The sequence below is a fragment of the Klebsiella oxytoca genome, from assembly GCF_009707385.1.
In the GTDB taxonomy this organism is placed as follows: domain Bacteria; phylum Pseudomonadota; class Gammaproteobacteria; order Enterobacterales; family Enterobacteriaceae; genus Klebsiella; species Klebsiella oxytoca_C.
In genome coordinates this window covers 3,528,867-3,541,193 of record NZ_CP046115.1, presented here as the reverse complement: position 1 = coordinate 3,541,193, position 12,327 = coordinate 3,528,867, and the positions used below count along the sequence as shown (strand labels likewise).

At 38.5% G+C, this 12,327-nt stretch carries 8 protein-coding genes; 1 reads left to right on the top strand and 7 read right to left on the bottom strand.

From position 1 onward, the window contains the following. Positions 1-143: 143 nt before the first annotated feature. On the top strand, positions 144-1,310 hold the full coding sequence (gene ugd, locus GJ746_RS16545; RefSeq protein ID WP_154681172.1) for a UDP-glucose 6-dehydrogenase: 1,167 nt from the start codon (positions 144-146) through the stop codon (positions 1,308-1,310). Positions 1,311-1,954: 644 nt separating this feature from the next. Here the strand turns inward: ugd and GJ746_RS16540 are convergent. From GJ746_RS16540 to GJ746_RS16510, 7 genes are all read right to left on the bottom strand, one after another. Then, positions 1,955-2,959, bottom strand: a complete 1,005-nt coding sequence (locus tag GJ746_RS16540) for an NAD-dependent epimerase (RefSeq protein WP_154681171.1) — start codon at positions 2,957-2,959, stop codon at positions 1,955-1,957. A 462-nt stretch (positions 2,960-3,421) separates the two neighbouring features. Beyond that, on the bottom strand, positions 3,422-5,452 hold the full coding sequence (locus GJ746_RS16535) for a hypothetical protein (RefSeq protein WP_154681170.1): 2,031 nt from the start codon (positions 5,450-5,452) through the stop codon (positions 3,422-3,424). Positions 5,453-5,457: 5 nt separating this feature from the next. Beyond that, positions 5,458-6,648: a glycosyl transferase family 1 gene (locus GJ746_RS16530; RefSeq protein ID WP_154681169.1), complete on the bottom strand. Its 1,191-nt coding sequence runs from the start codon at positions 6,646-6,648 to the stop codon at positions 5,458-5,460. A 20-nt stretch (positions 6,649-6,668) separates the two neighbouring features. Continuing rightward, positions 6,669-8,786, bottom strand: coding sequence for a hypothetical protein (locus GJ746_RS16525; protein ID WP_154681168.1), 2,118 nt, complete (start codon positions 8,784-8,786; stop codon positions 6,669-6,671). A 4-nt stretch (positions 8,787-8,790) separates the two neighbouring features. Further along, on the bottom strand, positions 8,791-10,200 hold the full coding sequence (locus GJ746_RS16520; RefSeq protein WP_154681167.1) for an ABC transporter ATP-binding protein: 1,410 nt from the start codon (positions 10,198-10,200) through the stop codon (positions 8,791-8,793). Continuing rightward, the gene (locus GJ746_RS16515; RefSeq protein WP_154681166.1) at positions 10,190-11,002 is read right to left on the bottom strand and encodes an ABC transporter permease; all 813 of its coding nucleotides are present in this window, start codon (positions 11,000-11,002) and stop codon (positions 10,190-10,192) included. Before GJ746_RS16515 ends, GJ746_RS16520 begins: the two co-directional genes overlap by 11 nt. Before the next feature lie 5 nt (positions 11,003-11,007). Further along, a complete protein-coding gene (locus GJ746_RS16510; RefSeq protein WP_154681165.1) occupies positions 11,008-12,153 on the bottom strand; it encodes a glycosyltransferase family 4 protein in 1,146 nt (381 codons plus the stop codon). Between the last annotated feature and the right edge of the window lie 174 nt (positions 12,154-12,327).

Here is a 12,327-nt window from a genome sequence, read left to right as displayed (position 1 = left end):
CCATAGGGAAGAGGAGGGAATTATACTCCACCTTATGGCTCTTCCTTGACTTCCCAACTTTCTGAGAGTAAAACCGCCACAAGTGTTGATTACCAGGGTGGCTAGTATGCCGCCGTCCAGTTAACTGATTAAAGTGTGATTGAATGAAAATTACTATTTCCGGTACCGGTTATGTTGGTTTGTCGAACGGCATCCTGATTGCGCAAAACCACGAGGTGGTCGCGCTGGATATCGTGCAATCAAAAGTTGATATGATTAACCGAAAGATTTCTCCAATAGTAGATAAGGAGATCCAGGAATATCTGGCGGAAAAATCTCTGAATTTTCGTGCGACAACTGACAAGCATGATGCCTATCGTAATGCAGATTATGTCATTATCGCCACGCCGACCGACTACGATCCGAAAACAAACTACTTCAATACCTCGACCGTTGAAGCCGTTATTCGGGACGTCACCGAAATAAATCCTGATGCGGTAATGATTATAAAGTCAACGATTCCCGTTGGTTTTACACGCGATATTAAAGAGCGTCTGGGGATTGATAATGTTATTTTCTCTCCAGAGTTTCTACGCGAAGGTCGTGCGCTTTATGACAATCTGCACCCGTCTCGTATTGTCATCGGTGAGCGCTCAGAACGCGCAGAGCGTTTCGCTAACCTCCTGAAAGAAGGAGCGATTAAGCAGGATATTCCGACGCTTTTTACCGACTCTACAGAAGCTGAAGCAATTAAGTTATTTGCCAACACCTATCTGGCGCTGCGCGTGGCTTATTTCAACGAACTGGATAGCTACGCTGAGAGCCAGGGGCTAAACAGCAAGCAAATTATCGAAGGCGTGTGCCTCGATCCGCGTATTGGTAATCACTATAACAATCCATCATTTGGCTACGGCGGTTACTGTCTGCCGAAAGATACCAAGCAGCTGCTGGCGAACTATGAATCTGTACCGAATAACATTATTGGTGCCATCGTTGATGCTAACCGCACGCGTAAAGATTTCGTTGCCGACTCTATCCTGGCGCGTAAGCCTAAGGTCGTTGGGATCTATCGCTTGATCATGAAGAGTGGCTCTGATAACTTCCGCGCTTCCTCAATTCAGGGGATCATGAAGCGTATCAAGGCCAAAGGTATCCCGGTTATTATTTACGAACCGGTCATGCAGGAAGATGAATTCTTCAATTCTCGCGTGGTTCGCGATTTTGAAGCGTTCAAACAAGAAGCTGATGTGATTGTCTCAAATCGTATGGCTGAAGAGCTAGCTGACGTTGCTGACAAAGTGTATACCCGCGATTTATTTGGTAGTGACTAATCTGACCTCTGGCCGGTAGTTTTAGTTGTCGGCCAGAATCTTTCATCTGTTATCTCTTCCCGAAAGTTGTTCAATTATTCGCTTGGCTAATCCTACTGTTCCTCCTCCTTCGGTAAATACCAATAAAATGTGATGTCGCTTAGATTCTATAATTGCAAAACTTGTCCCAGTCATTGACGTCGGATATGTTAAGTATACCTTGTGAAGAGCTACCGTCACTGAGATGTAGATGCTGGAGATAAGCGCCGGAAGGTATAACAAAAGCCTGCGATAAGGCTTTTGTTGTTTCTGTGACTCGGATATTAAAGCACACTACTCATGTTATGGAGGAAATATCCCAGATAATATTGATATGGAGGAACTGAGACTGGTGATTTCGTAGAAAATTATTTTAAGATAACAAGCCTAAGAGGCTGTTCATTATAAAAAGAATATTAATGCTAATCGCGTACATTACCTTTTGTAGCCACAAGATAAACACTATCAAAAGTCACAGAGTCTTTTATAATAATAAAAAATAAAATCAATGAATTAGCAGTTCGGCTGGAATTTTATTTTTGAGAATATCGAATAACATTTCTCTATATAAAAAGCCGCAAGCGAATCCCACTGCGGCTAAATATCAGACTCAATGCCTCACGCGATTATGCTTTGTAATACGCTTTATACCAGTCAACGAAATTCTTTACACCCTGCCTGACCGTCGTCTGCGGTCTGAATCCTACCATATCATACAGCGGCTTAGTATCTGCGCTAGTCTCCAGTACATCACCGGGCTGAATTGGCATCATATTCTTCTCAGCGACCATTCCCAGAGCTTCTTCGAGTGCGGTAATGTAATCCATCAGTTCAACCGGTGAGCTATTACCGATATTATAAACGCGGTATGGGGCTGAACTGTCTGCTGGGGATCCTGTTTCAACAGTCCATTCAGGATTAGGCTGTGGGATAATATCCTGCATACGTACGATCGCCTCAACGATATCGTCGATATAAGTGAAGTCGCGCTTCATCTTGCCGTAGTTATAAACATCAATACTCTTTCCTTCCAGCATGGCCTTCGTGAACTTAAACAGCGCCATATCAGGCCGTCCCCAGGGTCCATAGACGGTGAAGAACCTTAATCCGGTAGTTGGAATACCGTAAAGGTGAGAGTAGGTATGCGCCATCAGTTCATTCGCTTTCTTCGTTGCGGCGTAGAGGGAAACCGGATGGTCGACTGAATCGTCGGTTGAAAACGGCATCTTGCGGTTTAAGCCATAAACTGAACTCGAGGAAGCATAGAGCAGATGCTCAACTTTACTGTGTCTGCAGCCTTCGAGAATGTTCAGATAGCCAATCAGATTCGAATCAGCATAAGCGAATGGATTTTCCAGCGAGTAGCGAACGCCAGCCTGGGCAGCAAGATGGATCACCCGGGTAAACTTTTCTTCGGCAAAAAGTCGGGCAATACCTTCACGATCGGCCAGATCGATTTTATGAAAACTGAACAGGGGGGATTGCAGTAAATCCAGACGGGCCTGCTTGAGATTGACATCGTAGTAGTCGTTCATATTGTCGAGGCCAACAACCTGATGGCCCGCGTCCATAAGGCGCCTGCATGTATGAAAACCGATGAATCCTGCGGCTCCAGTCACTAAAAACTTCATACTTATCCTCCGGGTTCACTATGCCCCGCTACAAATAATACCGATTTTACACTGGCTGGTCGCATGGATCACCTGATTTACCATTATTGTTTGCTGGAACTTCTGGATGTTAGTAATGAGGGCATAAAGCAATTAACTTACAATCGGCATAAGCATATTGCAAAATTTATGTACTGTTGAAGAGTTAATGATGAACTTAAAAAATTTTTAGGGGGGTAATATAGAGAATAGCATTTGAATACTGGTCAAAAATTTAACAATAAAATTTCATTGTTAATCTTAGAGGATTTGGAGTGATAATTAATATTTAAATCGGGATTAAGCTGCAAGGATTTTTATAATATGAAAAGAACTCATTTCTTCTGCAATTAGATAGAGTGGGTGGTTATATTTTGTAGACAGGAGTGGAGATTGCTTCTGTAAAAAAACGGGCATCTATTGATGCCCTAAATCTGAGGTAAATTAATATTTGCGATAGAATTTTCTTTTGTAAAAAATAGCTAGATCGATAGTTAGCGCTAAAATTTTTTTATTTAACCAAGACAAGTTATCTCTGTTACGTATACCATCACTCCATTGGTTCGCTTTAATAAAGTCAATCAATTTTCTCCTGTGATTATTATTCCATAAAGCACTCATAATCTCGCAAGTAGATGGAACATGATTTTTCTTAACGTAACCACCTAGACCAAATGTTTCGTTATGATTTAAGTTATTAAAGGCGTCTGTTAGCGATTTATTACTCCCACTGATCAGTACATCCCAAACGTCCAAGGCGTAGCCACGTACAACATCATGAGTTAGGCCATAACTTAAAACAGCAGAAGAGAAGGACTCCATACCGGCCAGGATCCCTTCCTGGAAGGTTTTTGTAAAGCTATGCCATGAACTGTTTTCGTCATCGTTAACACTTCGAATAGCGACGAATTCTCCATTTTCCTCACCATAGCCTGTAACGCTACCTGAAGGAGAGTTAGTAATCATTTCGATAGGTGCGACCGAATCAAGAAAATGAGGGTACTCAAGTTGACGATTCAGATCCGGTCCAAAAGCAACTTTAGATGTATTTGATGGCTGCTCGTTGAGGAACTTCTGCATACCAAGATACACACCGGAAAAGTGAATATTAGGGTATAGAAGGGCTATATTATCATGGATGGTACCACGCCAGCCTACATCAACAACGCATATACGAGTGTTGACATCATCGCTTAATCCCTTTGTCTTAAAATAGCTTTTTAAAAGTGTTCGTTGCTTTATCACATGTCGCCAGAGCTGCTCCTTAAAAGCAGGATCAGCAAAGAGTTCCTGAATACGACTATCCAGCCACGGATACTGGATCTGTTCATCTGCCGGAATACCATATTTGTCAATAAGTCGCTGGAATTCTATAAGATCAACGTTCAATGTTTTAAACAAAGAGCTAATTGATTGTGTACTATATAAATTCCAAACACGCATCATTTCTTTTAAACTGATATTTTGCAATGATGGCGCAAAGGTCGCTAGTCTGCTGACTTCTAAAATATCAATTTCTGGGATTTCAATCTCACTAATATTAGCTTTTAGATTTTTAATTAAAATATCCATTGCCTTAATGAAAAACTCGCCCTCACGAGTGAAAAAGAGTATTCTTTCACTCTTCGATATAATTGCTTGCTCAAGGATCTTAAGGCAAAACCCAGCAATTAATGGAGTTGTCTTTAAACCTAACTGGAAATCTAATGGTAAATCCTCAGATTCTATATATTCTTTAAGTATATTATTGGTAATGATCTCTATAAGTTCATCATTTTTATTCCAAAGAAACTCTTTCTGCTCACGTAACTGGTGTTGTTGGGGCGGAAGGTAGCGTATGCTTGTTATGCCTTTCGATGCAGGCATTTGTACATCAGACCATTCATTATCGCCAATATGAACCCAGTCAATCGGGGATAACTGATATTTGTCCTTAACAATATCAAAGAGTCGACCGCTTCGCTTATTAAAACGTTCATCAATAGACGAAATCCCATCTGATACAACAGATGTATCCACGCCCGCGTGAATAAGTAAATCTTTTAAATCAGCTGAAGAGGTATAGAAATCTGAAAGGAAAAGCGTAATGTCAGAGGGATACTGCGTAAGAAAGTCTTTGATACCTGGATCCAGATAAATGTGTTTCTTCTCTTGCTCAATCTCCCAGGTATATAGTTCATGTGATATTGCTGCGATATCATACTGCTCGGCAGATATATAGTTTTCTACCCATTGCAGCATCACATCCTGGATAAGATATTCATCATCATAGCCAAGATCTTTGTTTTTCTGGCCAATATTACGTTCTGTTTCAACTCTCTTAGTAAAAAGCTGGTCAACGGAGTCAATATTATGAAGAGTATAATATTTAAGGAAGAAATAATATGCTGTTGAGCGTTTTATGAAATCTGGATGGCAGTCACGACGTAGGACAGTATCCCATACATCGACAGTTTTGAGTTTAAATTTATTCATCTGGATTAATTCTTCAACTTAAAATAAAGAGCGCTCAAAGGCGTGCGTACAAATAATGGTAGACGTAGGGCTATTCTCTTTAGAAGACTCTGACGTGAAAAGGCTAATGTATTGGCGATATCAGGCCTGGCAAGGGGCGCTTCAAATGCGGGTTTATTGTATGAGCGAGAAATAGCTTCTACTATAGATGGTTGCTCATTCATCACACAATTGAATGCTTTATGAAAACCTTCTGTTTCTGTTTCCAGAGTGCGGCCATTCATAAATGTTTGACCCGCAGCACTCATACTGGCAGACAAATCAGAATCATTAAGAATTTTCATAATGCCAGCGGCAAGACTTTCAGGAGTCTGTTTACATAACAGCATTGCCTCATCATTAAAATCATAAAGATTATTTTCTCGCCAAACTTCAACAACGGGCAGACCTGCATTCATCATCTCAAAAGGAATACGAGAAGGATTTGAGGCACTAATACAGAGTCCTACTGAACATTTATTATATAATTCGTTGCATTTAGTTAAATCTAATAATCCAAGATGTTCATGCTCGAACCAGAGATTATCATTGATCGATGAACCATAAAGATAGATTTTTACATCAGGCATGCAATGTTTGACTATGCCCAATGCTTCGATACCAATACGTGAACAGCGTCGCGGTTTGTCAGGCTGATAGATAAAGCAAACAGCTTTCTCTTTTTGAATAGTTGGAATACGCTTGTAGATATTATGATTCGCACCAAATTCAAAGTGATGACTTTCTACATCAAAACCGTTTTTTAGTTTATGTCGTAGCCAGCGACCTATTGTGATTGGTTTAAGGCCATAACAGTATGAATTTTCAGCCATCAGATAAGCATCTCCGACAGGATTGAAGTAAGCTTCAAAATCCTGAACAAAGTATAAACGCTTACAATCAAATGGCAGAGCGGCTACGAATGGTGCAGAATACCAAATGGTTGCTACCGCAGCATCACAAGGTTGAGCATTATTCCAATCATAAACAACTTCTTTAAATTTTAGCCCAAAAAGTTTGTGAATGACTTCAGCACCGCTTATTTTTCCACTTTTATCTTCGAGATAAATAGTACAAGTATGACCCATTTTTTCAAGGTAGGAGGCATGTTGCAGTATTGTGCGATGGCCACCAGAGCCTTCAATGAGTTGAGGAATAAACCAAGAAATTTTAGCCATTATAACCTTTGATAATAAAATTATTTTATATTTAATATGCGTAGTAGTTGCCTGATTAAAGGCTTACTGTTGATCTTACGCAGAATTGAATTAGCTCGTTCTAGATCTGCAGATAGCTGGTTAATACGTAGATCCTTTTCATTGTTCAATACAACTATTATTGCATTTTTATCTTGTAATTCATTAAGTTTCTTTTCTTTAGAGGACGACTCATCATTTAAATTATCAATTTTTTGATTTTTTTGATTAATAATATTATCACTTTTTTCGAGCAATTCTTTTTGCTGAACGATCATCCGGTCACGTTCATCAATTAAATTCTTTTGAGATAGAATAGTTTCGTCTCTTTCATCAATCAAGCGCTGTTGGTCATAAATTGTTTTGTCTCGTTCATCAATCAAGCACTGTTGGTCATGAATCGTTTTGTCTCGCTCATCGATCATTTGAGACATATTGTTAATTGCTCTCATTCGTTCATGAAGCAAAGCTGACCAGGTATTATTGTTATCAATATTGGCGAGATTATACTTTCTTCCGGGTATCGCATTTTTGATGTTGACCAGTTTTATGAGCCAGTCAAGAATATCATGATATATATAGAGTACAAAATTAAATGGTTGAGATATTTTTCCCACCAACTCCTCGGGGCGTTGATAAAGGAGTTGTATACCTCTTTTAATTCCTCTATCAATGATAATCTCGGCACAAGATATTTTATTTAAAGAAATTAATATAACTGATTGAAGATATAGACTTTGCAATATCTTAGTGCCAATAGAAGGGCTAAAATTATTTATACAGGAATTAGCGGCATGAGAAAAATGTATTAACGCATTAATTTTATCATTATTTTTGTTACAAATTAGGCCCAGTAAGGTCGATAAAGATATGAACCAACGGTACTGATGCGGTGAAGGATGAACCGTTTGTGATATTCTTGAACAAAAGTTAGATATTTTATCAACAATGTTATCAGAATTATCGCCGCTGCTCAGCAATTGATATCCTAATACCGCCAACGCCGCCGCATAGTCGGGGCTTTCAGGAGCACTTTGCTCTAAAACCTGGTAACTATACTGCCTAAGATGATAAGCAGACCTGTTTCTGAATGGAAATTCAACGATGCCACGAATAAGCCATGGATTATCATAATCTCTGGCAAAAGCTAAAAGATTTTTCGGCGGATGTGAATAGCTATAAATTGTTTCCTGGTATGAAAAATCCGTTTTTGCTGAGGGATTTTTCATAAAGACACATAGTTCAGGTGAGTTAGTTATTTGTTCTCCCTGATGTATTTGAGTCTTTAAATAGTGATGTTCATAAAATAAATAAGCTTCAGGTTGTAAGTCATAGCTTCCTGTTGTGTTAATAATATTTTGGTCAGGATGAAAAAAAACGCACCTACCAGCAGGTAATAAGCTTGAGGTAATATGAATCAAAGGATCAATTAGTTCATTATCTGCATATTTATCAATTATGATAAAATGAAAGCTATTCTTATTTATTCTAATGCTTTCAATATCGCTCAGTGTACAGAATTGAATTTCAGATGCTTTGGTATGATCTGAAATTATTCGTGTAAGGCTAGCGTTCAGTTTTATATTCTTGCAGATAAGAAGAACTCTATCCCCTGGACGTATATAGGGAAAGGTATTTACGATATTTTTTTCAGAAATGGAAGTTTCATGCGTATATTTATTTGAACGTTCCTGATACTGTTGACTATAATTCAATACAACCCTTAGAGTTTGATCGTTCTGGAATGATTCGTCATAACCTGGGTTGAGTACATAAAATACAGTATCCAGCGAATAACCTAGATGGCTCGATATGTCAATAAAATCCTGGTAAAATTTGCTGTTACCTTTTTCTATAAAGATATTAATAACAATTTTATTTACCTGGAGACCTGCGGAAATTCTGACAATGTTGACATAATCGTCAAAACTCTTGTGATTATCATTTGTCAGAAGGATATTAACTTTACTATGATCAATAATATCTTCGAACCGTATTAGATCTGCGTAGTTATGTACCTTATAACCTTTTTCTGCAATCAGGCCCTCAGTTTTCTCAGGGTAATTATGCAATAAATATACTCCAGGCCCGAGATAATCAGTGATAGAAATATCATTCATCAACTTACCACTCTGCAGTCATTTTTAGATCAAGTATGCCACCAAAGAAATATTCATCACGCAAGACGTTTACGTGAAAGAAAGCCGCTTCATCACGCCAGTGTAGAATGCGTTGCGAAAAATAATTTGGTGTCCCCTCATAGGATATCGCGGCCTGTATTTCATATAGATTTGTACCCAGCGTGCAATCAAATTCCATATCAACATAAAATCGTTCTCCTGCTTTAAACTCCCGTTCCCAGAACTGAGGGTCTTTAAGTTGATGAAAACGAACGTACATATCCTGATTTAAGGTACCCCATGAATAAATTTTAACACCTTCTTTATTACGGATACGAATACCAACATTAATATGGTTAACATCTTTATTAACCTTGCAATTAACACGAATCCTGATTTTATCACCTGGATTAAATGCATTGCTGCGTTCACCAGAAGCTGTAAATAACTCAACATTTTCAACCTCTGCTTCGCCCTCGCCAAACGATAGTTTATCAGTACGAGAAGGGGTCAATTCCTCAGTTGATAAGTTTTCTGCATAAATTGTAGTTTCTGCAGTCGCTGGTGTTACAGGATTTTTATTAGTTTCGCGGGTAGCGTCTGCATGAGCAGCAACTTCTACTGCTAATTGCGAAAAATATTTACTCTCTTCTTGATGTAACAAGCGGCGATATTCAAGCAACACTTCTGATGACAAACCAGTACTTAACTGTGTCCCTCTATCGAGAAGAATAGCTCTATTCGTTAAGGTACGCACGGACTCTTGATCATGAGAAACAAATAGTAGCGTTACACCATTACTGGTTAATTTTTCAATTTGCTGGAAACAACGTTTTTGAAAAAGGGCATCTCCTACAGCAAGTGCTTCATCTACGATGAGAATGTCTGGTTCCAGTTGTACCTGTACGGCAAATGCAAGGCGTACCATCATTCCGCTGGAATAGGTTTTTACCGGCTGCTCGAGGTGTGTTCCAATATCGGCAAAACCAGCGATAGCATCAAATTTTGCATCTATTTCCGCACGAGATAATCCCAGAACGGCACCGTTGAGATAAATATTTTCTCTTCCGGTAAATTCTGGATTAAAACCTGAGCCTAGCTCAAGGAGAGCCGCTATTCTTCCCTTGGTTTGAATAGTTCCAGTTGTCGGAGTTAGCGTACCGGTGATTAGCTGTAGTAAGGTACTTTTTCCAGAACCATTGCGCCCAATAATTCCTGCTGATTCACCTTTATTGATCGTAAAATTGATATTGTTTAAAGCCCAGAACTCATTGTAATAGCGTTGTACTGGTTTCCCGAGTATACCCTGGAGTTTTGGTAAGAAAAATTGCTTTAGCCTATCTCTGGGGTTTTGGTAAATATTATAGCATTTGCTAATGTTGCTTACACTAATTGCAATGTTATCAGATGACATCGGCAAATCCTTTTTTCGTTTTCTGGAAAAATAAAAAACCTGATGCGCAGATGACTAAACCAATAAGCATATTAATTGCCAGCATGGTCCAGTTGGGCTCATTTCCCCAATAAACAACTTTTCTCGCCTCTTCAATCATAAATGCCAATGGGTTTAACATTACAATTTTTTGGAAAACTACAGGAAGTGCTGATAATGGGTAAAAAACAGGAGATAAAAACATTAATATTGTCACGATGATACTAATGGTTTGGGGAACATCCCGGACAAAAACACCGAGTGAAGCCAGAATCCAGCTTAATCCAAGTATAGAAAGCATCAGTGGAATAGTAATAACAGGGAGTAACAGAACAGTAAAATGGAGCTGATGCTTGAAGACCAGTATTGCGATAAATAATACAATAAGGCTAATGCTGGCATGAAATAAAGCTGCCAAAAGATTTACTATAGGTAATATCTCAATAGGAAAGACAACTTTTTTGACAAAGTTGACATTTGAGGTAATTAGACTGGTTGATCTATTTATACATTCGGCAAATAAATTAAATATAATTAGACCAGTAAATAAAATAATTGCAAAATCGGCATGTCCTGCATCTGGGCTACTTCCCCAGCGAGATTTAAATATTACTGAAAATACGAAAGTATAGACTGTCAACATCAAAATGGGGTTGAAAAGTGACCATGCCAGACCAAGAAAGGAGCCTTTATAGCGCCCCATTACATCTCTTTTAGACATTTGCCAGATCAACTCTCGTTTCTGGATAATTATTTTAGATATATTTACTATCGTTCCAATCATTATATTTACCGCTTCGTTGTATTTAGCATTTTATTGTAAACATATAACGTTTTTTCTATGACAATTTCTTTGCTGAATCTCTCTTTCACTATTTCAGCTGAACGTAAACCAAATTTTTTTCTTATTTCAATGTTATCTCTAAGATATTCTATTTTCTCAGCGATTTCGCTAGCGTTATGGGTTTTTAGAACACATCCGTTGAAATTATCTTTAATAATAGCTTTACAACCAGGAACATTGCCAACAATACAACTCCGGCCCATGGCACATGCTTCAATTATTATTCTCGGTACTCCCTCGGAGTATTTTGTCGGTAAAATAACGATATGGCTATTTCTGATTAAATCCTGAATATCGTTTCTTCGGCCTAACCATACAATTTTTCCTTGACGTTCCCATTCCTGTATTTGAGCTAGTTCAATTCTGTCTGGATCTTTTTCATCGAGAATACCTGCGACGTATAATATTGTGTTAACCTCATTTTTTTTTAGTTTATCAATAGCCTCTACTACTTCACCGAGTCCCTTTGACCACAGTAAACGGCTAGCAAATAAAACCGAGAAGTTATTGTTGAACGGTTCTGGTTGATAACTAAAACGAAACCTATCTACGCCTGCACCTTCAATGATATGTATATTTTTTTTGTCAAATTTTATATGTTTACTCAATTCAGCACAATCAGCATTGTGCTCAAAAATTACTTGCGCTGGACTTTTAGCAGACAGTAAAAAATTGTATATTGATAGTACTGAGTTAAAAATAAGTTTATTTGGCCACCCTCTCTTACTGACAAATAATCTCCCTAATCCTACAAAACTAACTACAAAAGGAATTCCTGCGAGTCGGGCATACAGTCCGCCAAAAAGAATTGGTTTTATTGTAATAAGATGAATGAGGTCAGGATTAATTTTTTTACAAATTTTTCTAAAAGCAGTAAATATTAAAATATTTTTAAACAGATTTTTAGAAAATCTATTGAGTTCAATATTCCAACATTTTATACCTTTTTGTTCTAAGCCATTTTGGATGGCACTGTCAGCAAAGTTACTCACGAGATGAACTTCATAACCCTTGCTTATCGCCGCTTCTGATCTGTCTAACCAATGCAACTCAAAATACCATGCTGCATTGACGAAATACACTATCCTCATACCATTCCTCAACAACCCGTGAGATGGTCAATCACGGCTTACTACATGTAGGCACGCTACCGCCCTTGGCTCTGGCTACCAAAGGGCGAAACTCGTGTTTTGTCATGAGTATTGACAGTTAAGCCAAAAGGCCGTCGCTATCACCCAATATCTGGTGAGGGAATACCAGCATAC